Raw genomic sequence first — 25451 nt, forward strand, 5'->3', positions numbered from 1 at the left:
CGTTCCGGCCGCGGAGCGCTGCGCCCCTATGCTGATCGTGTGCTCGAGAACCCGCGTTCGCCGCGAGTGCGCGCCGTCGCGAAGCTCGTGAAGCGGAGCGCCCGTCAGGAGACCGGCCTGTTCCTCCTGGAGGGGCCGCAAGCCGCGCGCGAAGTGCTCGCGTACCGGCCCGACACGCTCGTCGAGGTGTTCGCGACGCCCACCGCGATGGACAAGCACGGCGGCATCCGCGATGCCGCGCGGGACGCCGGCATCGACGTGGAGTACACGACCGAAGCCGTCCTCGACGCCATGGCCGACACCGTGACCCCTCAGGGGATCGTCGCCGTCGCGCGCCAGTCACCGACGTCGATGCGCGAGGTCTTCGCGGCGCAGCCGACACTCGTCGCGATCTGCGAGGAGGTGCGCGACCCCGGCAACCTCGGGACCATCATCCGTGCCGCGGATGCCGCCGGGGCCGACGCCGTCGTGCTCACGGGCCGCACCGTCGATCCCTACAATCCCAAGGTCGTCCGCGCGACGACGGGATCGCTCTTCCACCTCCCGGTCGCCGTCGGCGTCGAGCTGGCTGCGACCGCCGAGCTCGCCCACGCCGCCGGCCTGCGCATCATCGCGGCCGACGTCGAGGGCGAGGACTTCCTCGCGCACCGCGAGCTGCTCGCCGAGCCGACCGCGTGGCTGTTCGGGAACGAGGCGCGCGGGCTCGACGAGGCATCCCTGAGTCACGCGGATCTGTCGCTGCGACTGCCCATCTACGGCTCCGCCGAATCGCTCAACCTCGCCACCGCCGCGAGCGTCTGCCTCTACGAGAGCGCGTTCGCGCAGCGCGCCGTGCGGACGCCGTAGCGGCGCCGTCTCTGTTACAGGTCGGTAAAGCTCGGGACAGCCTCTGGCACAGCGTCACGAGGGACTCCTATGGTGCCGTTATGGCGACACTCGACGACGGTGCCCCGAAGACGTCCAGCATCTCTGTGCGTCGAGGTGACCCGCTCGTGGTCATCACGGACGTGCAGAAGCACTACGGAGACTTCCAGGCGCTGAAAGACATCGACCTCACGGTCAACCGCGGCGAGGTGGTCGTGGTGATCGGCCCGTCCGGCTCGGGCAAGTCGACCCTCTGCCGCACCATCAACCGTCTCGAGACCATCACCAGCGGCACGATCACGATCGACGGCAAGGAGCTGCCGAAAGAGGGCCGCTCCCTCGCCGAGCTGCGGGCGGACGTGGGGATGGTCTTCCAGTCGTTCAACCTCTTCGCACACCTGACCATCCTCGACAACGTGACGCTCGGGCCGATCAAGGTACGCAAGATGAAGAAGGCGGATGCCGAGCGCGAGGCGAAGGTCCTTCTCGACCGTGTCGGGGTGGGCCAGCAGGCGAACAAGCTTCCGGCGCAGCTGTCGGGCGGCCAGCAGCAGCGCGTCGCGATCGCCCGCGCCCTGGCCATGAACCCGAAGGTCATGCTCTTCGACGAGCCGACGAGCGCGCTGGACCCCGAGATGATCAACGAGGTGCTCGACGTCATGGTCAGCCTCGCGCAGGAGGGGATGACGATGATCGTCGTGACCCACGAGATGGGCTTCGCGCGCAAAGCCGCCGACCGCGTCGTGTTCATGTCGGACGGCCAGATCGTCGAGGAAGCGGTACCCGAGCAGTTCTTCACGAACCCGCAGAGCGCGCGGGCGAAGGACTTCCTCTCGAAGCTCCTGACGCACTGACGCGTCGGAACACCCCCCGCACCGAGAAAGGACCCGCCACACGCAACACAGCGAGGCATCCGGACGCCCCCGAACGTCGGACACGGAACCGACACGAAACATGCGCGATCACACAGGAGAAGGACACATGCGAAAGTCACGGATCATCACGGCCCTCGGCCTTGCAGCCGCAGCCGCGCTCCCACTCACGGCCTGCAACAGCGGCACGCCGGGCGGCTCGCCGACGACGGAGTCCTCGGGAGAGGCCGAGGAGAGCGGCACGTGGTTCACCGTCGCCGACAGCGTCGACCTCGAGGGAAGCCCCACCTACGACGCGATCCAGGAGCGCGGCACCGTCAAGGTCGGTGTCAAGGAGGACCAGCCGGGCCTCGGCTACCTCGACCCCACGACGGGCGACCGCACCGGCTTCGACGTCGACGTCGCGCGGTGGATCGCGGCATCCCTCGGCTACGACGAGGATCAGATCGAGTACACGGCGATCCCTTCGGCGAACCGCGAGCAGGCGATCCTCAACGGCGACATCGACTACTACGTCGGCACCTACTCGATCACCGACAAGCGCAAGGACCAGATCTCCTTCGCGGGCCCCTACTTCATCACCGGGCAGGGCCTCCTGGTCGCCGCCGACAATGAGGACATCAGCGGTCCCGACGACCTGGCCGGCAAGAACGTCTGCTCGGCGACGGGCTCGACCTCGATCCAGAAGATCAAGGACGACTATCCCGACGCCACGACCACGGAGTTCGACACGTACTCGCAGTGCGTGGAGCAGCTCAAGAGCGGGCAGGTGGATGCCGTCACCACCGACGAGGCGATCCTCATCGGCTACGCGGCACAGGACCCCGACAACCTCAAGGTCGTCGGCGACGTCTTCAGCGAGGAGCGCTACGGCGTGGGCCTTGCCAAGGGCGACACCGCGCTGCAGGAGTTCATCAACACCATGTTCACCGACGGCGGCGACATCTGGCAGGCCGTCTTCGACAAGAACCTTGGCCCGGCCGGCGTCACGGGCGAGCAGCCCCAGACCGATCCCGTCAGCTGACGGCCGACCCGGTGGCGCCCGCTCACGGCGGGCGCCACCGTCCCGGCTGAGGACCACGAAAGGAGGAGGATGCCGCGGTGAACCAGATCATCGACTACCCCGACGTCTGGCTCGAGGCGCTGTGGGGCACACTCGTGCTCTTCGTCGGCGGAGGGCTCATCGCGCTCGTGCTCGGCGTCATCGTCGGGGCGATGCGCGTCTCACCGGTTCCCATCGCGCGCTCGGTCGGCGCGGTGTACGTGAACTGGATCCGCAACACCCCCCTCACGCTCGTGATGTTCTTCTTCGCCTTCTGCGTCCCGCTCCTTCTGCCGGGACGCGCGAACTTCCTCGTGCTCGCGGTGTGGGCGCTCGGCATCTACACGGCGACCTACGTCGCCGAGACGATCCGCTCCGGCGTCAACACCGTCCCCGTCGGGCAGGCCGAGGCCGCGCGCGCGCTCGGGCTCACCTTCGGTCAGGTGATGAGTCTCATCGTCCTGCCGCAGGCCGCGCGGTCGGTCATCCCGCCGATGATGAGCGTCTTCATCGCCCTCCTCAAGAACACGACCGTCGCCGCGGGCTTCGCCGTGGTGAATCTCGGCAACATCCGCGCCGACATGAGCGAGAAGGGGGAGAACCAGCTCGTGACGATCCTGCTCGTCATGGTGGTCTTCGTCATCATGGTGTTCCTCCTGGCGTGGGTCCAGCGCATCCTCGAGCGGAAGTGGAGGATCGCGCGATGAGCACGAGCTCCGTCCTCTACGACGTGCCCGGACCGAAGGCCGTCGTCCGCAACCGGATCCTCGGTATCGTCACGATCCTCGTCGTGCTCGGCATCCTGGGCTTCGTCATCTACCGCTTCTGGGTGACCGGTCAGTTCAGCGCCGAGAAGTGGTACGCCTTCACCTTCACGCGCATCTGGGAGCAGTTCGGGCTCGCGACCCTGCGCACGCTCGCGGCCTTCGCGGTCGCCGCCGTCGGAGCGCTCATCCTCGGCTTCGTGCTCGCCATCGGCCGTCTCTCCGACCACGCCTGGATCCGGCTGCCGATCACGGCGATCACCGAGGTCTTCCGCGCCATCCCGGTGCTCGTCTTCATGATCCTGCTCTACTACGGCCTGCCCGTCATCGGGATCAAGATGCCGTCCTACTGGGCGGTCGTCATCGCGCTCATCGCCTACAACGGCTCCGTTCTCGCCGAGGTCATCCGGGCGGGGGTCGAATCGCTCCCGCGGGGTCAGCGCGAGGCGGGCTTCGCGATCGGGCTGCGCAAGTCGGGCGTGCTGAGGCTGATCCTCCTGCCCCAGGCGATCCGCGCCATGCTGCCGGTCATCATCTCCCAGCTCGTGGTGTGCTTGAAGGACACGGCGCTCGGGTTCATCATCACGTACCCGGAGCTGCTGTACTTCGCCCGCACCCTCGGCTCCAACGCCGTGCTCGGGTCGCCCCTCATCCCGGCCGCTCTCGTCGCCGGCGCGATCTACGTCGTGCTCTGCCTGATCCTCTCCTACGCCGCTTACGTCGTCGAGAAGCGACTGCGGCGCTCGCCGCGGACGGTCGCCGTCGCGGGGGCGGGCCTCGGTCCCGGCGTCGGCAATGCGCCGACGACCGACACGGCGCTTCTCGCGGCCCAGCAGGAGCTCGACGTCATCGAGCGCGACGCCGGCGGCTCGTAGCGCGGACGGGAGCGGCATCCGCCCGCCGGTAGACTCGACCCTCGTGTCTGACGTTCTGGAGATCACCCCCGAGGCGGTGGATGACGCGGTCGCGGCGGCCCTCGCGGCGATCGCCGGCGCCGCCACGACGGCTGACCTGAAGGCCGCGCGCAGCGCGCACAGCGCCGAGGGCTCGACGCTGGCGAAGCTCAACGCGCGGCTGCGCGAGGTCGCGCCGGAGAAGAAGGCCGAGTTCGGAAAGCTCATCGGCCAGGCGCGCGGGCGCGTGAACCAGGCCCTCGCCGCGCGGGAGGCCGCGGTCGCCGAGGCCGAGACCGCCGCCCGGCTCGAAGCCGAGCGCGTCGACATCACGGCGCTCGCGCAGCGGGCACGCGTCGGGGCGCGGCATCCCATCTCCCTGCTCCAGGAGGAGGTCGCCGACCTCTTCGTCGGGATGGGCTGGGAGATCGCGGAGGGACCCGAGCTCGAGCACGAGTGGTTCAACTTCGACGCCCTCAACTTCGATGAGGACCACCCGGCCCGTCAGATGCAGGACACCTTCTTCGTCGACCCCGTCGAGCGTCATCTCGTCATGCGCACCCACACCAGCCCCGTCCAGGTCCGCTCGATGCTCGAGCGCGACCTGCCGCTGTACGTGCTGTGCCCGGGGCGGGTGTACCGCACGGACGAGTTCGATGCGACCCACCTGCCGGTGTTCACGCAGTTCGAGGGCATCGTCGTCGACCGCGGCATCACGATGGCGCACCTGAAGGGCACGCTCGACCACGCGGCGCGCGTGCTGTTCGGACCCGAGGCGAAGACGCGCTTCCGTGCCAACTACTTCCCCTTCACCGAGCCGTCGGCCGAGCTGGACCTGTGGCACCCGACGTTCAAGGGCGGTGCCCGCTGGATCGAGTGGGGCGGCTGCGGGATGATCAACCCGAACGTGCTGCGCGCCGCCGGGATCGACCCCGAGGAGTACTCGGGCTTCGCCTTCGGCATGGGCATCGAGCGCACGCTCATGTTCCGCTCCGACGTGCAGGACATGCGCGACATGGCCGAGGGCGACGTCCGCTTCAGCGAGCAGTTCGGGATGGTGGTCTGATGCGGGTTCCGCTTTCGTGGCTGCGGGAGTACGTCGACGTGCCGACGGATGCCTCGGCCGACGACGTCCTCGCCGCGCTCGTGCGCGTCGGCTTCGAGGAGGAGGACGTCCACCGCTTCGACCTCCGGGGGCCGATCGTCGTGGGCGAGGTCGTCGAGTTCGTCGAGGAGCCGCAGTCGAACGGCAAGACGATCCGATGGTGCCAGGTGCGCGTCGCCGCGGACGACGAGCTCGCCGCTGACGGCGGTCCGGCCGTCCACGGCATCGTGTGCGGCGCCCGCAACTTCTTCGCCGGCGACAAGGTCGTGGTGACCATGCCCGGCTCGGTGCTGCCCGGCCCGTTCCCGATCGCGGCGCGCAAGACCTACGGGCACGTCTCGGACGGCATGATCGCGTCGGCGAAGGAGCTGGGGCTCGGCGACGAGCACTCCGGCATCCTCCGCCTCGTCGAGCTCGGCATCGACGCACCCGTCGGCACCGACGCCGTCGCGCTGCTCGGCCTCGACGACGTCGCCGTCGACATCAACGTCACGCCCGACCGCGGCTACGCGCTGTCGGTGCGCGGCGTCGCGCGCGAGTACTCGCATGCGACCGGTGCCGCCTTCCGCGACCCCGGACTCCGCGAACGGGACGAAGTCGGCCTGGTCGACGAGAAGGCGTTCGAGGTGGCCGTCGACGACGCCGCCCCCATCCGCGGCCGAGCCGGAGCGACGGAGTTCGTCGCGCGCATCGTCCGGGACGTCGACCCCACCAAGCCGACGCCCGCGTGGATGGTCGCGCGGCTGACGCTCGCCGGCATCCGCTCCCTCGGGATACTGATCGACATCACCAACTACGTGATGCTCGAGCTCGGGCAGCCGATCCACGGCTACGACCTCGACAAGCTGCAGGGCGGCATCACGGTCCGCCGCGCGACTGCGGGCGAGCAGCTCGCGACGCTCGACGGCAAGGTCCGCGCGCTGTCTGCCGAAGACCTCCTCATCACGGATGCCTCGGGTCCCATCGGCCTCGCGGGCGTCATGGGCGGCGGCACGACGGAGATGAGCGACACCACCCGCAACGTGCTGATCGAGGCGGCGACGTTCGACCCCGTGTCGATCGCACGCACGGCCCGTCGGCACAAGCTCCCGAGCGAGGCATCCCGTCGCTTCGAGCGCGGCGTCGACCCCGCGATCCCCTTCGTCGCGGCGGCCAGGGTCGCCGAGCTCATGGTCCAGTACGCCGGCGGCACCGACACGCGCAGCGGAGGCGCGCTCTCGCGCACGCTCGAGACGCGCGCGATCGAGCTTCCCGTCGGCTTCGTGCAGGGCATCATCGGGGTCCAGTACAGCCGGGAGGAGATCGTCGACGCGCTCGAGACGATCGGATGCCACGTGGATCCGTCCTCCTCCGCGCCGGGCGAGGGGTGGCGCGTGACGCCCCCGTCATGGCGCCCCGACCTCACCGACAAGTGGACGCTCGCCGAGGAGGTCGCCCGGATCGAGGGCTACGACCGCATCCCGTCGGTGCTGCCCCTCCCGCCCTCGGGGCGCGGCCTGACCTCGGCGCAGCAGGGCCGTCGCCGCGTCGCCAACGCGCTCGCCGCGGCGGGGTTCGTCGAGACGCCGTCGTTCGGATTCACGACCGAGGAGCTCAACGACCTGCACGGCTCGCCGTCGGGGGGGCACCTCCCGTCGGTGCGGCTGGCGAACCCGCTCGACGGGCAGTCGCCGTTCCTGCGGCGGTCGCTCGTTCCGGGCCTCCTGCAGGTCGCCCACCGCAACCAGTCGCGCGGTCTCTCCGATCTCTCGCTCTTCGAGACGGGCACCGTCTTCCTCCCGGAGGCGGGCGTTCGCTACGGCACGTCGTTCGTTCCGCCTCTCGCGGTGCGACCGGATGCCGCGACCCTGGCCGAGCTCGATGCCTCCATCCCGCCGCAGCACCGCCACGTGGCCGTGCTCCTGACGGGGAGCGTCGTCGCCAAGCAGCCGGGACAGCCGCCTGTCGCGGCCGAGCTCGCCGACGCGCTGGACGCCGTGCGGATCATCGGCGCGGCCGCCGGGGTCTCGATCGACGTGGCGCAGGGCGAGCGAGCGGCGCTGCACCCGGGACGCACGGGAGTGCTCTCGGTCGGCACGACCGAGGTCGGCTACGTCGGAGAGGTGCTGCCCGCCGTCGCCGAGGCATCCGACCTCCCGGGTCGCGTCTACGTCGCCGAGATCGACCTGGACCTGATCCTGTCGCTCGCGGGCGAGAAGGTCGTCGCGGCGTCGCTGTCGACGTTCCCCGCCGCGACGCAGGACGTCTCGCTCGTGCTGCCCGCGGAGGTGCCCGCGGCCGCGGCACGTGCCGCGCTCGTCGAGGGCGCGGGGGAGCTGCTCGAATCGGCACGACTCGTCGACGACTATCGCGGCCAGGGTCTTCCCGAGGGTTCGAAGAGCCTGACGTTCGCGTTGCGCTTCCGCGCGCCCGACCGAACCCTGACGGCGGCCGAGGCGACCGAGGCGAAGCTCGCCGGCGTGGCCGCGGCGTCCTCGCGCTTCGGGGCATCCCTCCGCGAGTGACGACGGGCGATCCGGTGGTCGAGCGAGGAGCGAAGCGACGAGACCGGATGCATCGGACCCGCCGGGAGACCTCGTCGCGGGCGTAGGTTGGAAAGCCCCCGACGGAGGAGACGCGTGGCCGAGACCATCCAGCTGACCGCACCCGACGCCACCGGGTTCGACGTGTACGTCGCACGGCCCGCGGGCCGACCCGTCGGAGGCCTCGTCGTCATCCATGAGATCTGGGGGCTCGTCGACCACATCCGCGATGTCGCCGACCGCTTCGCCGACGAGGGATGGCTCGTCGCGGCGCCCGACATCCTGAGCAGAGCCGGGGTCGAGCCGCAGCTCGGCGAGGAGCTCTTCGGCCTTCTGAACAGCCCCGACGAGGAGGTGCGCACCGCTGCGCAGCCCCGCCTGCGGGACGCCCTCTCCGAGATGAGGGCTCCGGGTTATGCGGAGTGGGCCGTACCGGCGCTGCGCAGCGTCGTGGACTGGCTGGAGGACCAGCCTGACGTCGGCGGCCGCGTCGCGGTCACGGGCTTCTGCTTCGGGGGCACGTATGCCTTCGCGCTCGCCGCGTCGGATGCCCGGCTTCGGGCCGTCGTCCCGTTCTACGGCACGGCACCGTCGGCGGAGCGGATCGCGCAGATCCAGGCCCCGGTGCTCGCGCTGTACGGCGAGCAGGACCAGGCGCTCGTCGACGCACTCCCCGGCGTCCGCCAGGCGATGGCCGATGCCGGGGTGGAGTTCGAAGCGGTGGTGTATCCCGGCGCGCAGCACGCCTTCTTCAACGACACCGGCAGCCGCTACAGCGCCGCCCACGCGATGGAGGCGTGGGCCCGCGTGCTCGCGTTCCTCGACGAGAAGGTCGTCGGGGAGTGACGTCCGTCCTCGTCCTGGGCGGCACCGGCTGGCTGAGCGGATGGCTCGCGCGGGACTGGATCGCCGCGGGCGCCGAGGTGACCTGCCTGGCGCGCGGCACGCGGCCGGCCCCCGACGGAGCCGCGCTCGTCGAGGCCGACCGGGCTGCCCCGGATGCCTACGACGGCGTCATGGATCGCGACTGGGACGAGGTGGTCGACATCTCCTCCGACGCCCGCCATGTCGAGGCCGCCGTCTCGGCGCTCGCCGACCGCGCGGCGCACTGGACGTACGTCTCCACCCTGTCGGTCTATGCAGCCGTCGACGTCGAGGGCGCCGACGAGTCCGCGGCGCTGCTCGAGCCGGCCCGCCCCGGTGACGAGTACGACTACGGACGCGCGAAGGTCGCGGCCGAGGCATCCGTCCGCGCAGCTCTGGAGCCTCGCGCGGCGATCGTCCGGCCCGGCCTGATCGTGGGTCCCGGAGACCCCTCCGACCGCTTCGGGTACTGGGTCGCCCGCTTCGCGATGGCGGGCGACGAGCCGGTCCTCGTCCCGCAGACCGGGGGGCGCAGCGTCCAGGTCATCGACGTGCGCGATCTCGCGGCGTTCCTCGTGTCCGTCGGCCGAACCGGCTGGGCGGGCATCGCCAACGCCATCGGCGATCCCATGCCGCTCGGCGATCTCCTCGAGCACGCCCGCACCGTCGCCGGGCACACGGGTGAGGTGCGTTCCGCCGACGACGCGCTGCTGCAGGAGCACGACGTCGCGTACTGGATGGGCCCGCGGGCTCTGCCGCTATGGCTCCCGGCCGATATGAACGGCTTCGCGACGCGCACGAACAGCGTCTACCGGAACCTCGGCGGATCCCTCCGCCCCCTCGACCGGACGCTCCGCGACACCCTCGCCGACGAGAGGGAACGAGGGCTCGACCGGGAGCGCCGATCCGGACTGCCCCGGACCGACGAGCTGGCCGTCCTCGCGGACCTCGGGTGACCGGAGGGGTGCGCGCGTCGCGGGCAGCCGATTTGGCAACGTTCGGCGCCACCGGTATCGTCGCGGCATGCCTTCGGCCGCCCCGGGTCCCCGGACGCTCACTGCGAGCGTCGTTTCCGCGCGCCGACGTCAGGGCGGACGCCGACTCAGGGGGCTCGGCGCAAGCCGACGACGAGCGTAGCGAGTCCTCGCGAGGATCTCCCCGCGATCCAAGGGAGGAGCGATGCGTCGCGCGGTCCCTTCGGGAACCCTGCCGGGCGTCGCCGCCTTCCCCGATCCCGTCATACGGGAGTCGGCTGAACTTCGTCCCCGCGCCCACGCCTTAAGGTGGAATCCATGACATATTCGGTCGCCGTCTCCGGCGCATCCGGCTATGCGGGCGGCGAGATCCTCCGGATCCTCGCCGCGCATCCCGACGTCGAGATCCGCACGGTGACGGCCCACTCGAACGCGGGGCAGCCTCTCGTCCAGCACCAGCCCCATCTCCGCTCGCTCGCCCACCTGACGCTCGACGAGACCACGCCGGAGGTGCTGGCGGGGCACGACATCGTCTTCCTCGCGCTGCCTCACGGGCAGTCGGGCCAGTACACGGATGCCCTGACCGACGCCGCCCTGGTCATCGACGCAGGCGCCGACCACCGGCTAACAGCGTCGGCGGACTGGGACAGGTTCTATGGCGGCGCCTTCCACGAGCCCTGGGCCTACGGGGTTCCCGAACTCCCGGTGGCAGGCGGGAAGCAGCGCGAGAAGCTCGTCGGCGCGACCCGCATCGCTGCACCCGGCTGCAACGCGTCCACCGTGAGCCTGAGCCTCGCCCCCGGCGTCGCCGCGGGGGTCATCGATGCGTCCGACATCGTGTCGGTCCTCGCCGTCGGCCCCTCGGGCGCGGGCAAGAGCCTCAAGACCAACCTGCTCGCGAGCGAGATCCTCGGCACCGCCAACCCCTACGCCGTCGGCGGCTCCCACCGCCACATCCCCGAGATCCGCCAGGCGCTCGCCGCCGCCCGGTCGGACGATTCGGCGAAGGTCGGAGGATCCGCCGCGCATGCTCCGACATCCGCGCCTTCCTCCGACAAGGGGACGGATGCCTCGGCGATCCGCATCTCCTTCACGCCCGTCCTCGTGCCCATGGCGCGCGGCATCCTGGCGACGTCCACGGCTCCGATCGCACCCGGCGCGACCGACGACGACATCCGCGGCGCGTGGGAGACGGCGTACGGCGACGAGAGGTTCGTCCAGCTGCTGCCGGCGGGACAGTTCCCCCGGACGGCCGACGTGATCGGCGCCAACACCGCGCTCCTGGGCCTCGCGATCGACCGCGACGCGAACCGCGTGACGGTCGTCGCCGCCGTCGACAACCTCGGGAAGGGCACGGCGGGCGCCGCCGTCCAGTCCATGAACCTCGCCCTCGGCCTTCCCGAGGACCGGGGTCTCACCGTGAACGGAGTCGCACCGTGAGCCCCGGGAATCCAGGAGCAGCAGCATGACCGTCACCGCGCCGCAGGGATTCGAAGCCGCCGGGGTCGTGGTGGGACTGAAGTCCACCGGGAGGCCCGACGTGGCGGTGGTCGTCAACCGCGGACCGCTCAAGGTCGGCGCGGCGGTCTTCACGAGCAACCGCGCGAAGGCGAACCCGATCCTGTGGTCGGAGCAGGTCGTCCGCGACGGCGTCGTCGAGGCGATCGTCCTCAATTCCGGCGGCGCGAACTGCTTCACGGGATCGTTCGGGTTCCAGACAACGCATCAGACCGCCGAGAAGGCCGCCGAGCTCCTCGGCGTGAGCGCCGGCGACATCCTGATCTGCTCGACGGGGCTCATCGGCACGGGCGACGAGGCCTTCCGCGCGAAGGTGATCGACGGCACCGAGCAGGCGATCGCGAGCCTCCGCGCCGACGGCGGCGACGCGGCATCCGAAGCCATCATGACGACCGACTCGCGTCCCAAGCGCACCGTCCACGCGGGCGACGGCTGGACGATCGGCGGAATGGCCAAGGGCGCGGGGATGCTGGCACCCGGCCTCGCCACGATGCTGGTCGTGCTCACGACCGACGCCGTGCTGTCCGCTGAGGAGGCCGACGCGCACCTGCGCGCCGCGACCCGCGTGAGCTTCGACCGCCTCGATTCCGACGGCTGCATGTCCACCAACGACCAGGTCTCACTCCTCGTGAGCGGTGCATCGGGCATCACTCCGGACCCGGACGCGTTCCGGGCCGCGCTGGCCGACGCGTGCGGCGACCTCGCGCGGCAGCTCCAGAGCGACGCCGAGGGCGCGAGCCACGACATCACGATCGAGGTCGTCCATGCCGCATCCGAGGAGGATGCCGTCGAGGTGGGTCGCTCGGTGGCGCGAAACAACCTCTTCAAAGCGGCGATCTTCGGCAACGACCCGAACTGGGGCCGCGTTCTCGCAGCGATCGGCACGACGGCGGCGGACTTCGATCCGTACGACGTCGACGTCTGGATGAACGGCGTCCGCGTGTGCTCGGAGGGCGGGCCGGACCAGCCGCGCGAGGCCGTCGACCTCACGCCGCGGGCGACGAGCCTCGTGATCGACCTCAAGGTCGGCGACGCCGCCGCGACGATCCTCACGAACGACCTGACGCACGACTACGTCCACGAGAACAGCGCCTACGCGACATGACCGACCACCTCCAGGAGACCGACCCCGAGGAAGCCAGCGCGCGAGCGGCCACCCTCATCGAGTCGCTGCCGTGGCTGCGCCGCTTCAGCGACCAGATCGTCGTCATAAAGTACGGCGGCAACGCCATGGTGTCGGAGGAGCTGCAGGACGCCTTCGCCGCCGACATCGCGTACCTCCGCTACGTCGGGATCAAACCGGTCGTGGTGCACGGCGGTGGCCCGCAGATCTCGTCGATGCTCGACCGCCTCGCAATCCCGAGCGAGTTCAAGGGCGGCTACCGCGTGACGTCGACCGAGGCGATCTCGGTCGTGCGCATGGTGCTCACAGGCCAGATCAACCCGCAGCTGGTCGCCAAGATCAACGCGCACGGGCCCATCGCGGCGGGACTCTCGGGGGAGGATGCCGGCCTGTTCGGCGGGCGCCGCCGAGGCGTGACGGTCGACGGCGTCGAGCACGATCTGGGCCGCGTCGGGAACGTCGTCGAGGTCGACCCGCAGCCTGTGCTCGACCAGCTGGCGGCGGGGCGCATCCCCGTCGTCTCGAGCATCGCCCCGGACCTCGACAATCCCGGGCACTCGCTGAACGTCAACGCGGATGCCGCGGCCGCCGCTCTCGCGACCGCGCTCGGCGCCGCGAAGCTGGTCGTGCTGACCGACGTCCCGGGGCTGTACGCCGACTGGCCGAATCGCGACTCGCTCGTGGCGCACCTGACCTCCAGCGAGCTGCGCGAGATGCTGCCCGGCCTCGAGTCCGGCATGATCCCCAAGATGCAGGCGTGCCTGGACGCGGTCGAGGGCGGCGTCGACACGGCGGCGATCATCGACGGACGCGTACCGCACTCGGTGCTCGTCGAGATCTTCACGAACAAGGGAATCGGAACGGAGGTGGTGGTCGGATGACGACGACGACGTGGCAGGATGACGCGGGGCGCGACCTCGTGCGCAGCTTCGGCGACCGCATGGCGCTCTTCACGCGCGGGGAGGGCGCGTACCTGTGGGATGGTGACGGGCGACGCTACCTCGACTTCCTCGCAGGGATCGCGGTCAACTCGCTCGGTCATGCGCACCCGGTCTTCGTCGAGGCCATCGCGGCTCAGGCGGCGACGCTCGCGCACGTCTCGAACTACTTCGCGACACAGCCTCAGCTCGACCTCGCGGCGCGCCTCAAGCGCCTCGCCGGCACCGGTCCGTCGGGCCGCGTGTACTTCGGCAACTCCGGCGCCGAGGCCAACGAGGCCGCGTTCAAGCTCGCGCGGCTTCACGGAGGCGCCGACCGTCCCCGCATCCTCTCGCTCAAAGACGCCTTCCACGGCCGCACGATGGGCACGCTCGCCCTGACCGGCAAGCCCTGGATGCAGGAGCCCTTCCAGCCCATGGTCGGGGGCGTCGAGTTCCTCGACTCCACCGTCGAGGCCCTCGAGGCGGCGATCGACGATCGCGTCGCGGCACTCTTCGTCGAGCCGATCAAGGGCGAGGCGGGCGTGGTGGAGCTGCCCGAGGGCTACCTCCGTGTGGCGCGCGAGCTGACGCGGCGTCACGGCGCGCTGCTCATCGTCGACGAGATCCAGACCGGCGCAGGACGCACGGGGGAGTGGTTCGCGTTCCAGCACGAGGGCATCACGCCGGACGCGATCACCGTGGCGAAGGGCATCGGCGGCGGCTTCCCCATCGGAGCGCTCATCACCTTCGAAGCAGCGAGCGACCTGTTCTACCCCGGCACGCACGGCTCGACGTTCGGCGGCAACGCCCTCGGCACCGCCGTGGCGGGAGCCGTGCTGGGCGAGATCGAACGGGCCGACCTGGTCGCCAACGCCGCGGAGCGCGGCCGCCAGCTGCGGGACGTCGTCGAGAGGATCGCCTCGCCGCTCGTGGATGGATGCCGCGGCCGCGGCCTCCTCGTCGGCATCGGGCTGACGCATCCTGTCGCCAAGGCTGTCGTGGCCGCCGCCCAGGAGCACGGGCTCATCATCAACGCCGCCAACGACGACACCATCCGCCTTGCGCCGGCTCTGAACATCGGCGATGTCGAGATCGACGAGTTCGCCGATCTGTTCGCGGCGGCGCTGGCGACGGTCGCCGACGCCCTGGTGCTCGACGACGCGGACGCCGAGGTGCGCGCGTGACCCGTCACCTGCTGCGCGACGACGACCTCTCCCAGGCCGAGCAGGGCGAGATCCTCGACCTCGCGCTCGCCCTGAAGAAGGACCGCTGGAAGCTCACGCCGCTCGCGGGGCCCCAGACGGTCGCGGTCATCTTCGACAAGTCCTCGACGCGCACGCGGGTCTCGTTCGCCGTCGGCATCGCCGACCTCGGCGGATCGCCGCTCATCATCTCGACGGCGAACAGTCAGCTCGGAGGCAAGGAGACGCCCAGCGACACCGCCCGGGTGCTGGAGCGCCAGGTCGCGGCGATCGTGTGGCGCACGTACGCCCAGGCCGGGCTCGAGGAGATGGCTGCCGGGACGAGGGTCCCCGTCATCAACGCTTTGAGCGACGACTTCCACCCATGCCAGCTGCTGGCGGACCTGCTCACGATCAAGGAGCACAAGGGCGAGCTCCAGGGGCTCACGCTGGCCTTCTTCGGCGACGGCCGCTCGAACATGGCGCACTCCTACGTGCTGGCCTGCGTGACGGCCGGCATGCACGTCCGCGTCGCCTCCCCCGAGGACTACGCGCCGCGCGATGACGTCGTGGCCGACGCGGATCGCCGCGCCGCCGAGACGGGCGGCTCCGTGACCCTCTACACCGACCCCAACGAGGCGGCGGCCGGAGCCGACGTCATCGTGACGGACACCTGGGTGTCGATGGGCAAAGAGGAGGAGAAGCTGGCGCGCCTGCGCGACCTCGGTGGGTACAAGGTCACGCAGGAGCTCATGAGCCTCGCGAAGCCCGGCGCGATCTTCATCCACTGCCTCCCCGCCGATCGCGGGTACGAGGTGGACGCAGAGGTCATCGACGGGCCGCAGAGCGTGGTGTGGGACGAAGCGGAGAATCGCCTCCACGCTCAGAAGGCGCTCCTCGTCTGGCTGCTCCGGCAGGAGTGAACGACCGTCTGCGGTCCTGCTGGGAGCGGCTCCACGGCCCCTCCCGGGTCGCAGGCGTGGACCTCGCCCGCGGGCTCGCGATCCTCGGGATGCTGACGGCCCACCTGCTGACGCGCCCCGAGCTGGCCTGGACCGACGCCTCGACCTGGATGGCGATCGTGGACGGCAGGTCGTCGATCCTCTTCGCGACGCTCGCCGGCGTCTCCATCGGTCTCGTCACGGGCGGTCGTCGCCCGCTGCCCCCCGAGGACATGCGCATCGCCCACGGGCGGCTGCTGGTCCGCGCCGCCGTGCTGTGGGCGATCGGCGCCGCCCTCATCGCGACGTTCGTCCCGGTCTTCGTGATCCTTCCGGCGTACGCGATCCTCTTCGTCCTGGCCCTGCCCTTCACGCGGCTTCGCGCGCGCACGCTCTTCGCCCTCGCGGCCGCCGTCGCGCTCGTGATGCCGTGGGTCCAGGCGTGGCTCGATGCGCTCACCTTCTGGTCCACTCGCGAGGGCGACATCGTCTCCCGGCTGCTCGGTTGGCACTACCCCTTTCCCGTCTGGATCGCCTTCCTCCTCGCCGGGCTCGGGCTCGCCCGCGCGGGCATCGGAAGCCTGCGCGTCCAGGGGTTCGCCCTCGCCGCGGGGGCGGCGCTGGCCGCGATCGGCTACGGACTCGACGCGGCCACGGGATCCGGGGTCGCGGCGGAGTCGTTGTCGCTGCAGGCCGCGGTCTGGACGGCCCGCCCGCACTCGAGCGGCGTCCTGGAGGTGATCGGCTCCGGCGGGTTCGCCCTCGCGGTCCTCGCCGCATGCCTCCTGGTGTGCCGGACGGCGGTCGTGTGGATCGTCCTTCCCCTCCGTGCGATGGGATCGATGCCTCTCACCGCCTACACCGCGCAGATCGTCGCCTGGGCGATCTGGGCCCTGATCGCGCTCGGCAGCACGCGAAGGCTGGAGCCCTTCCGCGACCTCGAGCCCTTCGTCCCGCTGTCCGTCGGGATCCTGCTCGCATGCACGGCATGGGCGCTCCTGATCGGTCGGGGGCCGCTGGAGGGGGGCACGGACAGGCTGGCCCGGCTGCTCGTGCCGGCCCGGACTCCCGTCGGAGCCCCGCCGCGCTGACCTCTCCCCGCACCCTCCGATGCCGCTCGAATGTCGATGCCACCTTGATTCACCTGGCGCATCCCGTCGCTTGCGCCGCTCCGAAGCGACGACTTCCGCCAACTGAACTTCTCGGTCGTCGGCCCCCCTCCGCGTGCGTCGAGGTCGGTCCGGATTCACTTGGCGCAGTCCGTCGGATGCCGGGCCCCGAAGCGGCGGTTCGCGCCGGGTGAAGCCGAAGGTCGGGGGCGCTCAGGGACGCCAGCCCGCCCTCCAGAGGGCGTCGCGGATTCGCCGTACGGCCGGACCGCAATTCGGTCGCACGTGGTCCGCGGTGAGGCGGACGACCTCCCAGCCCGCCGCGACGCAGGCGGCGTGCTTCTCGATGTCGCGATTCCACTGCCGCCGATCGCGACGGTGATGATCCCCCTCGTACTCGACGAGTACCCGGTACTCGACGAAGGCGAGTTCGGTGAAGCCGATCGGGTGTCCCCGGGCATCGAAGACGTCGTAGTCCAGGTGGGGCTCCGGGAGTCCCGCCCGGACGCATGCGAGCCGAAGCCGGGTCTCGGGCGGCGACGCCGCACCGACCCGCAGGTGAGGAAGCGCCGCGCGAAGCTTCGCCGCGCCTTGCCGGCGACCGAGAGCGAGAGCGCACGCGAGGTCCTCGATCGTCGCGAGGCCGGAACCCGTCGCGCCGCGGATCATCCCGCGGATGCGCGGCTCGTGGACGATGGCATCCCCCACGACGATCAGCTCGTCGACGGTGAGCTCGGGAGCCAGATAGATCCACGTCGTCGCCGGATCGGTGACACGGAGCCCACTGCGCTCCACGATTCCGATCAGCCGCGGATCGAGCTGCCGCGCCCGGACCCCCGCGGACCGCACGGCGCGGTGTGGGCGGAGGACCGCGACATCCGGTTTTCGTGGTCGCGCCGCCGGCGGGCTGCTCGTGTCCCCCGCGCGTCGCAACACGCGAAGGGGCAGGGGGAGTCCCCACAGAGCGGCAGCGGTGACCCCGAACGAGAACGAGCCCGGCGGCGCCACGGTGGCGAATGCCCGCGCACGGACCTCGAGCGCCGACGTCAGCCGCACCGCTTCGACCGCGGCCGGGTGCTCGTCTCCTGGATCCAGGGATGCCTCAGCCCGGCGTGTGCGGACGCCGTGGAACGGGGCCTCCAGATCTCGTGCGCGGAGGCGTCGCTCGGAGACGCCCGCATTCAGCGCGGCGCGCGTGGAGAAGGCGTCGCCCAGGTCATCGGGAAGGGGCCGTGGTCGCGGAGTGATGATCCACCCTGTGCCGCGGGCAGTCCTCCTGCGTGTCATCCGCCCGAAGAGTGGACAGCGGTCGCCCGACCAGGCGGTGGGGAGGACACCACACCGCGCGGTGGCATCCGTTCACGTGGCGTATTCGGTCGGATGCCGCGTTCCCGGGCGACGGTTCCCGCCAAGTAAGCGCGGCGGCCCAGCGGGCTCGCGCATCCAGGTGGCGCATTCGGTCGGATGCCGCGTCCCCGGGCGACGGTTCCCGCCAAGTGAGCGCCAGGTGAAGGGGCACCGCCGCAAGAGGCCCGCCGGGCGCGCCGATAGGCTGGGAGCGTGAGTGACGCGAAGGGCGAAGGAACCAACGAGGGCGCGCTGTGGGGTGCGCGGTTCGCGTCCGGGCCGTCTCCCGAGCTCGCGGCGCTCAGCCGCTCGACCCACTTCGACTGGACCCTCGCGCTCTACGACATCGCAGGCTCGCACGCACACGCCAAGGCCCTCGCGGCGGCGGGCTATCTGACCGGCGAAGAGGAGCGTGCGATGCACGCGGGCCTGGACGTCCTCGCCCGAGGCATCCAGGACGGCACACTCCGCGCTGCCCCCGGCGACGAGGACGTCCACGGCGCCCTCGAGGCGGCTCTCCTGCGCGAGGTCGGTCCCGAGCTCGGTGGCAAGCTCCGCGCCGGCCGGAGCCGCAACGACCAGATCGCGACCCTCGTGCGGATGTACCTGCTCGATCATTCGAGGGTCATCGCGCGCGACATCCTGCGCCTCATCGATGCGATCGTCGCCCAGGCCGAAGCGCACGCCGACGCGATCATGCCCGGACGCACGCACCTCCAGCACGCTCAGCCGATCCTGCTCGCCCATCACCTCCAAGCGCACGCGTGGCCGCTCGTGCGCGACCTCGAGCGCCTGCGCGACTGGTCCGCGCGGGCAGCCGTGTCGCCCTACGGCGGGGGAGCGCTCGCCGGGTCGAGCCTCGGTCTCGACCCGGCCCTCGTGGCCGGGGAGCTCGGTCTGTCGCGCCCGTCCGAGAACTCCCTCGACGGCACGTCGGCGCGGGACGTGGTCGCCGAGTTCGCCTACATCGCCGCCCAGATCGGGATAGACGTGTCGCGCTTCGCGGAGGACATCATCCTCTGGAACACGCGCGAGTTCGGGTTCGTCACCCTCGACGACGGCTACTCGACGGGGTCGAGCATCATGCCGCAGAAGAAGAATCCCGACATCGCCGAGCTCGCTCGCGGCAAGGCCGGCCGGCTGGTCGGCAATCTGGCGGGACTCCTGACGACGCTCAAAGGCCTGCCGATCGCGTACAACCGCGATCTGCAGGAGGACAAGGAGCCGGTGTTCGACTCGGTCACGACGCTCGAGCTCGTGCTGCCGGCTTTCGCGGGCATGGTCTCCACTCTCGCGTTCGACACGGAGCGCATGGCGCGGCTCGCCCCGCTGGGCTTCTCACTGGCGACGGATGTCGCGGACTGGCTCGTGCGTCGGGGCGTGCCGTTCCGCGATGCCCACGAGATCTCCGGAGCACTGGTGCGTCTGTGCGAGGACCAGGGGATCGAATTGCACGAAGCCACCGACGAGCAGCTGGCGTCGGTCTCCCCGGCCCTCGCGCCGGAGGTCCGGGAGGTGCTGACGGTCGAAGGCTCTGTCGCGTCCCGGTCGGGCGCGGGAGGAACGGCGCCCGATCGCGTCGGCGAGCAGCGCCTCGAGCTGGTCGGTCGCGCCCAGACGGCTGTGCACGCCCTGGGGATCTGACGCTTATAACAAGCGTTCTATAAGCTGAACACTTATCTATCCTGGTGATAAGTGATACGCTTATGCGATGGTCATCGCAACGATCGCCGACATCGTCGGGTCCCGTCGACTCGCCGACCGCGCCGACGCTCAGCGGATCCTCGATTCCGCGATCGCCGACGTCGAACGTCGACTCCCGCTCGCGGTCGAACCGCTCCGCCCGACGGTCGGCGACGAACTGCAGGGCGTCTACGCCCGACTGGAGGACGCGCTGGCTTCGCTCCTCCTCGTGCAGCTCACTCTCCCCGACGGCGTCGAGTGCCGCTTCGGGCTGGGCATCGGCCCCGTCGACGCCTTCGAATCGGCGAGCGGGCGGCTGCAGGACGGCCCCGGCTGGTGGGCCGCCCGCTCGGCGATCGAAACCGTACACGCCAAGCAGCAGCGCGCCGCGCCGAGCGCGCGCACGTGGGTCGTCGCATCCCCCGACGAAGATGCTGATGTGCACACGGCCGCGGCACTCGCCAACTCGTACCTCCTCGCCCGCGATCAGCTCGTCGGGGGGATGAACGATCGCGCCCGGCGGCTGACGCTCGGCCGCTGTCTCGGACGAACGCAGCGCGACCTCGCACAGGAGGAGGGCGTCACCCAGCCCGCTGTCTCGCAGGCTCTCGCGACAGCGGGGGCCGCCGCCGTCATCGAAGGCTTCCGGATGCTGAGGGGAGCGGCATGATCGCGGCCGGACTCGTGCTGCTCGCGGTGGGCGCCGCCGATCTCGTCCGCGAGTTCCTCCCCGCCGCACGCCGCTGGATCGGCCTCCTCGCCGGCGCGGTCGTGCTCGTCATCGTCGGCGCGCTCGCGGATGCGCTCGTCGCCGCCCTCGGGGCGGTCGCCGTCGCCGCGCTCTGGGTCTGGCTCTCTCCCGTGGGCGGGCGTGCCCGCGCCGGGTTCTGGCCCGCTGTCGCCCTCGGAGCGCTGTGCGGCGTCCTCCTCGCGACGGTCCCGCCGCGCGGCGGAGGTCTCATCGGCGGTGCGTGGGCGCTCGCGACCCCGGTCGGCGTCGTGACGTTCGACCACACGGTCCTCGTCGTCGGCATAGTGGTGTTCCTCATGGAGTCCGCCAACGTCGTCGTCCGCGCCGCTCTGCAGCAGGAGAACGTCGAGCTCGCCCGCGTCTCGGCGGACCCGCCCGTGGCCGGGTCCGAGGCATCCCCTGCCCTTCCCGATGAAGCGGCGACGGATGCCTCGGCCCCCGCCGAGGCATCCATCACCCCGGCAGCGCCCGGTGCGGGAAGTGCCGTCGAACCGGCCCTCAAGGGCGGCAGACTCATCGGCCCGCTCGAGCGGATCCTCGTCTTCGCCCTCACGCTCGCCGCGATGTATCCGCTCCTGGCCGCCGTCCTCGCGGCGAAGGGCATCGTGCGCTTCCCGGAGATCTCGCGCGACAGCGCCGCGGGCAACCGCGCCGAGTACTTCCTCATCGGCAGCCTCGTGAGCTGGGTCATCGCCCTCGCGGGCGCGTTCCTCGTGTGGTGGGCGTTCGCGACGCCGTAGGCGGGCGTGCGCCGACGACGAGCCGGGGCATCCACACCCCGCTGATAGCCTGAAGCGCGTGTCATCCGCCACCGCCCCGCCCGCTGTCCGTGCGCTCGCGCCCGCGAACGACCCGACGTTCGACAACGTCTGGGACGAGATCGTCTGGCGCGGTCTCGTGCACGTCTCGACCGACCAGGACGCCCTGCGCGACCTCCTCTCGGGCGGCCCCATCACGTACTACTGCGGATTCGACCCGACCGCGCCGAGCCTGCACCTCGGCAACCTCGTGCAGCTCCTCCTCATGCGCCGTCTGCAGCTCGCGGGTCACAAGCCGCTCGGCCTCGTCGGCGGCTCCACCGGCCTCATCGGCGATCCGCGCCCCAGTGCGGAGCGCACCCTCAACACGAAGGAGACGGTCGCCGAGTGGGTCGGCTACCTGCGCTCCCAGGTCGAGCGGTTCCTGAGCTTCGAGGGCGAGAACGCCGCGCGCATCGTCAACAACCTCGACTGGACCGCCCCGCTGTCGGCGATCGACTTCCTCCGCGAGATCGGCAAGCACTACCGCGTCGGCACGATGCTCAAGAAGGACGCGGTGAGCGCGCGCCTCAACTCGGAGGCGGGCATCAGCTACACCGAGTTCAGCTACCAGATCCTCCAGGGCCTGGACTACCTGGAGCTCTTCCGCACGTACGGCTGCGTCCTGCAGACCGGTGGGTCCGACCAGTGGGGCAACCTCACGAGCGGCGTGGACCTCATCCACTACGTGGAGCACCGGTCGGTGCACGCGATCGGGACGCCGCTCATCACCAACAGCGACGGCACCAAGTTCGGCAAGAGCGAGGGCAACGCGATCTGGCTGGATGCCGCGATGTGCAGCCCGTACCGGATGTACCAGTTCTGGCTCAACACCGACGACGCCGACGTGATCGCGCGCCTCAAGATCTTCACCTTCCTGGCGCGCGCCGAGATCGAGGAGTACGAGCGGCTCGTCGAGGCGGAGCCCTTCCGCCGGGCGGCGCAGAAGCGCCTGGCACTCGAGGTCACGACCTTCGTGCACGGGACGGATGCCGCTGCCGCGGTGATCGCCGCGTCCGAGGCGCTCTTCGGGCAGGGCGATCTCACCGCGCTGGACGCGGGGACCCTGCGCCATGCCCTCGACGAGCTCCCGAACGCGACCGTAGCCGAGGGCACGCCCGTCGTGCAGGCGCTCGTCGAGACCGGCCTGGTCGCGAGCCTGAGCGAGGCCCGACGCGCGATCGCGCAGGGCGGCGTCTCGCTCGACGGCGCGCGCGTCGAGGACGAGACCGCCGTCGTGACCGGTTCGCTGCCGGGCGGTGTCTCGGTCCTCCGCCGCGGCAAGAAGACCCTCGCCGGCGTCTTCGTGGACTGAGCGGCGCCGGCAAGCCCGCTCGCCGAGGTCCTCGATGCCGTTCACCCCCAGTCACGCGGTCGTCGCGCTTCCGTTCGTGCGCACGCCCCTCGTTCCGGCGGCGATCGCGATCGGGGCCATGACGCCCGACCTGCCGCTCTTCGTGCGGTTCGGACCGCTCGGCTACGGCCGCACCCATGACCTCGCGTGGCTTCCGGCGACGATGCTCGTGGGGCTGGCGCTCCTCCTGGTGTGGCGGTGCGTGCTGCGTCCGGCGGCGCGGGAGCTCTCTCCGCGCTGGCTTGCGGCGCGGCTTCCGGACGACTGGGACCGCGCGGCGGCGGGCGCTCTCCGCGACACGTTGGCCATCGGGGCGAACCGCCAGCCGAGCCGGTCGCAGCGCTGGGCTGCGCCGTGGTCGACGGTGGCGTTGCTTCTGGCCTCGCTCGCGATCGGTGTCGCCAGCCACATCGTGTGGGACCTCTTCACGCATGAAGGGCGGTGGGGGGTTGCGGCGATTCCGGCACTCGATGCGCAGTGGGGGCCGCTCCTCGGGTACAAGTGGCTGCAGTACGGCTCCAGCCTCGCGGGTCTGCTGATCCTGGGGACGTGGTCTCTCCGGTGGCTGAGACGACGGCACGCCGCCGCCGTGTCGCGCCTGCTCCCGCCGTGGGTCCGCCGGGTCTGGTGGATGTCGCTGCCCGTCGTGCTGGCGATCGCGTGGTTCGCGGGCCTCACCGTTTCAGGCCCGTTCGACGCGGCCTTCACGCCGCAGCACCTGGCGTATCGCGTGCTGCCCCCCGCCTGTGCGGTGTGGGGAACGGGAACCGGCGTGCTCGCCCTCGCCGTGCAGAGTCTGCGCGCCGGGCGCCGGCCGGCCGAGGCGTAGCCCGCGGCAGGGGACCCGACTCCGCTCGCGCGATCAGCCCGCGCGCCAGGCGGGCTCGTCGCCGCCCCACGGCCGCGGCGGTGCGAACGCGGTCGGTCCCCCCGGGAAGGCGACCACGGGCCCCACTGTCGTCACGGCCGAGCCTTCGACATCGAAGGTCTGCGTGTGCCGGCCGGCATCGACCGGCGCGGAGGTCGACGGCTCCGCGCGCCGCGGCATCCCGAGCAGCTCCGCGGCGACACGGCGCAGCGAGGTCTCGGCCAGCCACGATCCGCCCTCGGCGTCGCGTCGCACGAGGAGCGCCATGACCGCCGCAGCGAGGAGGTACCCGGCACTGTGGTCGAGCGCCTGCGCCGGGAGCGCGCCCGGCGCCGCCCCGTCGCGCGACTCGATCCACGAGATGCCCGATGCGGCCTGCACGATGCTGTCGAAGCCGCGCTGGTCGGGCGTGCCCCACGCCGAGAGCTGGGCGACGACGATTCCGGGATGCCGCGCCGCGAGGTCCGCCGGCGCCAGCCCGAGGCGTGCCAGCGCCTGGGGCCGGTAGCCGAGCACGACGACGTCGGCTCCTGCCGCCAGCTCGTCGAAGCGGGCTCGATCGCCGGCGCCGGTGAGGTCCAGCAGCGCCGACCTCTTGCCGTGCCCGGTGTCGAGATGCTGCCACGCGATCTCCGGCAGCTGCGGCGCGTCGATCCGCAGCACCTCCGCTCCCAGGAGCGCCAGGGTCCGCGTCGCGACGGGTCCCGCGATGACGCGTGTGAGGTCGAGCACCCGAACGCCGGCGAGGGGGGCCGTGCCGGCCGGTGCCAGGCGGCCGCGCGGGTGAGCCTGCCCGAGCGGAGCGATCCGCACGACCGATCCCGCGCGGAGAGCTTCGTCCACCTCCGGGACTTCGCGGAGTACGGCGGAGGCGATGCCGCCCCGTGCGGTGATCGCCTCCGCGGCGGCAGCGGCGGGCATGACGGCGAGAGCCGACGCGACGTCGTCCGCTCCTGCCTCGCCGGGCAGTTCAAGGGCCTTGCGCAGGGCGCGGGCGTGGTGCGGATAGTTGCCGTGCGTGCGCACCCAGCCGTCCGCAGCGGGGAAGAAGCCCGAGAGCGGGGCGAAGGCGACGGGCGCCGACCCGTCGACGCGACCATGACGCTCGCTGGCGTAGGCGAGCGCGATGCGGTCGGGATCGAGCGTCACATCGCCGGATCCCGCGATCGTCGCCGCCGCGACGGAGGCGGCGCCGACGCTCGACCAGGCGAGTTCGCCGACGGACAGTCGCGAATCGAGCGGAACCGGATGCCGCGGCGCGGCGACGGTCACGGCCGTGTCCAGCCCGAGTCGGCGGATCACGTCCTCCGGCGTGGACGCGAACGACGGCTCCAGGCTCATGTCCGGACGATAATCCGCCCCGCGCTCCGCCGCGAGTGCCACACGTGGACTCGTGGCATGTCCGAGCCGGAGCGTCCCGGCGCCGAACGCTGGGTGCCGGACCACGCCGAGATCGCGGAGCTCCGCGAAGCGGTGCAGGGATGCCGCGGGTGCGAGCTGTGGGCCGACGCGACGCAGGCCGTCTTCGCCGACGGAGCGCGCCGCGCGTCGCCGCGCGAAGCGGGATCCGCGGAATTCCGCGCCCCCACGCTCGCGACACGCCCGGGATGCGGGACCGATTTGCCGGACTCTCCGATCCCGCGTAACTTATTACTTGTTCGCCCCACAGGGAAGCGGAGAGGCCGAGAGCCTTACCCCCCTCAAGCGGAGAACCATCCCCGATCCGAACGTCGCTCTTCTTGAGCGGTCACCGCCCTCTGGGCTAGGATAGGGGCTCCCCACGATCCTCGATCCGCCGAGAGTCTGGTCGGTCGCCTCACGCAGGCCCGACGAGCCCGGACGACCGAGAGGTGACGTGGGATTCGAGAAGTTGCCCTGTGGGTGAGGCTGTGAGGCTGAGCTGCGGGAGCATCCGATCCTTGAGAACTCAACAGCGTGCACTTGTCAAATGCCAAATAA

General features: G+C 71.1%; 22 protein-coding genes. 20 read left to right on the forward strand and 2 right to left on the reverse strand.

All coding sequences use genetic code 11. From position 1 onward, the window contains the following. The first annotated feature begins 39 nt into the window (after positions 1 to 39). From EV279_RS15345 to EV279_RS15415, 15 genes are all read left to right on the forward strand, one after another. A complete protein-coding gene (locus EV279_RS15345) occupies positions 40 to 846 on the forward strand; it encodes an RNA methyltransferase (RefSeq protein ID WP_133545523.1) in 807 nt (268 codons plus the stop codon). A gap of 80 nt (positions 847 to 926) precedes the next feature. Next, a complete protein-coding gene (locus tag EV279_RS15350) occupies positions 927 to 1718 on the forward strand; it encodes an amino acid ABC transporter ATP-binding protein (protein ID WP_133545525.1) in 792 nt (263 codons plus the stop codon). A gap of 127 nt (positions 1719 to 1845) precedes the next feature. Beyond that, the gene (locus EV279_RS15355) at positions 1846 to 2760 is read left to right on the forward strand and encodes a glutamate ABC transporter substrate-binding protein (protein WP_133545527.1); all 915 of its coding nucleotides are present in this window, start codon (positions 1846 to 1848) and stop codon (positions 2758 to 2760) included. 77 nt (positions 2761 to 2837) lie between these two features. Beyond that, positions 2838 to 3485, forward strand: coding sequence for an amino acid ABC transporter permease (locus EV279_RS15360; RefSeq protein ID WP_133545529.1), 648 nt, complete (start codon positions 2838 to 2840; stop codon positions 3483 to 3485). Next, positions 3482 to 4417, forward strand: coding sequence for an amino acid ABC transporter permease (locus EV279_RS15365; RefSeq protein WP_133545531.1), 936 nt, complete (start codon positions 3482 to 3484; stop codon positions 4415 to 4417). Before EV279_RS15360 ends, EV279_RS15365 begins: the two co-directional genes overlap by 4 nt. 43 nt (positions 4418 to 4460) lie before the next feature. Further along, the gene (gene pheS / locus EV279_RS15370; RefSeq protein ID WP_133545533.1) at positions 4461 to 5501 is read left to right on the forward strand and encodes a phenylalanine--tRNA ligase subunit alpha; all 1041 of its coding nucleotides are present in this window, start codon (positions 4461 to 4463) and stop codon (positions 5499 to 5501) included. Next, entirely contained in the window at positions 5501 to 8044 is a 2544-nt protein-coding gene (gene pheT, locus EV279_RS15375; RefSeq protein ID WP_133545534.1) for a phenylalanine--tRNA ligase subunit beta, read from the forward strand. Before pheS ends, pheT begins: the two co-directional genes overlap by 1 nt. 114 nt (positions 8045 to 8158) lie before the next feature. Further along, on the forward strand, positions 8159 to 8908 hold the full coding sequence (locus EV279_RS15380) for a dienelactone hydrolase family protein (protein WP_243728644.1): 750 nt from the start codon (positions 8159 to 8161) through the stop codon (positions 8906 to 8908). Further along, on the forward strand, positions 8905 to 9882 hold the full coding sequence (locus EV279_RS15385) for an NAD-dependent epimerase/dehydratase family protein (RefSeq protein WP_133545537.1): 978 nt from the start codon (positions 8905 to 8907) through the stop codon (positions 9880 to 9882). Before EV279_RS15380 ends, EV279_RS15385 begins: the two co-directional genes overlap by 4 nt. Before the next feature lie 336 nt (positions 9883 to 10218). Then, positions 10219 to 11340 (forward strand): NAGSA dehydrogenase family protein, encoded by a 1122-nt coding sequence (locus tag EV279_RS15390; RefSeq protein ID WP_133545539.1) that lies wholly within the window; start codon positions 10219 to 10221, stop codon positions 11338 to 11340. 25 nt (positions 11341 to 11365) lie between these two features. Next, a complete protein-coding gene (gene argJ, locus EV279_RS15395) occupies positions 11366 to 12523 on the forward strand; it encodes a bifunctional glutamate N-acetyltransferase/amino-acid acetyltransferase ArgJ (RefSeq protein WP_133545541.1) in 1158 nt (385 codons plus the stop codon). Beyond that, positions 12520 to 13422, forward strand: a complete 903-nt coding sequence (gene argB / locus EV279_RS15400; RefSeq protein WP_133545543.1) for an acetylglutamate kinase — start codon at positions 12520 to 12522, stop codon at positions 13420 to 13422. Before argJ ends, argB begins: the two co-directional genes overlap by 4 nt. Then, entirely contained in the window at positions 13419 to 14645 is a 1227-nt protein-coding gene (locus tag EV279_RS15405; protein WP_133545545.1) for an acetylornithine transaminase, read from the forward strand. The genes argB and EV279_RS15405 overlap by 4 nt, the downstream gene beginning before the upstream one ends. Next, the gene (gene argF / locus EV279_RS15410) at positions 14642 to 15565 is read left to right on the forward strand and encodes an ornithine carbamoyltransferase (protein ID WP_133545547.1); all 924 of its coding nucleotides are present in this window, start codon (positions 14642 to 14644) and stop codon (positions 15563 to 15565) included. The genes EV279_RS15405 and argF overlap by 4 nt, the downstream gene beginning before the upstream one ends. Positions 15566 to 15621: 56 nt before the next feature. Next, the gene (locus tag EV279_RS15415; RefSeq protein WP_243728645.1) at positions 15622 to 16674 is read left to right on the forward strand and encodes a heparan-alpha-glucosaminide N-acetyltransferase domain-containing protein; all 1053 of its coding nucleotides are present in this window, start codon (positions 15622 to 15624) and stop codon (positions 16672 to 16674) included. 231 nt (positions 16675 to 16905) lie between these two features. On the opposite strand, the gene EV279_RS15420 is transcribed toward EV279_RS15415, so the two are convergent. Further along, complete coding sequence (locus EV279_RS15420; protein WP_133545549.1) at positions 16906 to 17487, reverse strand: DUF559 domain-containing protein; 582 nt, start codon at positions 17485 to 17487, stop codon at positions 16906 to 16908. Positions 17488 to 18252: 765 nt separating this feature from the next. Between EV279_RS15420 and argH the strand changes: the two genes are divergently transcribed. From argH to EV279_RS15445, 5 genes are all read left to right on the forward strand, one after another. Continuing rightward, entirely contained in the window at positions 18253 to 19683 is a 1431-nt protein-coding gene (argH, locus tag EV279_RS15425; protein ID WP_133545551.1) for an argininosuccinate lyase, read from the forward strand. A gap of 67 nt (positions 19684 to 19750) precedes the next feature. Further along, complete coding sequence (locus EV279_RS15430; protein WP_133545553.1) at positions 19751 to 20392, forward strand: SatD family protein; 642 nt, start codon at positions 19751 to 19753, stop codon at positions 20390 to 20392. Further along, entirely contained in the window at positions 20389 to 21213 is an 825-nt protein-coding gene (locus EV279_RS15435; protein ID WP_133545555.1) for a hypothetical protein, read from the forward strand. The genes EV279_RS15430 and EV279_RS15435 overlap by 4 nt, the downstream gene beginning before the upstream one ends. Positions 21214 to 21271: 58 nt before the next feature. Then, positions 21272 to 22585 carry a tyrosine--tRNA ligase gene (gene tyrS, locus EV279_RS15440; protein ID WP_133545557.1) on the forward strand — a complete coding sequence of 438 codons (1314 nt, stop codon included), beginning with the start codon at positions 21272 to 21274 and terminating at the stop codon, positions 22583 to 22585. Positions 22586 to 22619: 34 nt separating this feature from the next. Continuing rightward, positions 22620 to 23453, forward strand: a complete 834-nt coding sequence (locus tag EV279_RS15445; protein WP_133545559.1) for a DUF4184 family protein — start codon at positions 22620 to 22622, stop codon at positions 23451 to 23453. A gap of 33 nt (positions 23454 to 23486) precedes the next feature. Here EV279_RS15445 and EV279_RS15450 read toward each other — a convergent pair whose 3' ends face one another. Continuing rightward, complete coding sequence (locus EV279_RS15450) at positions 23487 to 24833, reverse strand: CoA transferase (RefSeq protein WP_133545561.1); 1347 nt, start codon at positions 24831 to 24833, stop codon at positions 23487 to 23489. Positions 24834 to 25451: the final 618 nt, after the last annotated feature.

Source organism: Microbacterium sp. BK668 (assembly GCF_004362195.1).
In the GTDB taxonomy this organism is placed as follows: Bacteria; Actinomycetota; Actinomycetes; order Actinomycetales; family Microbacteriaceae; genus Microbacterium.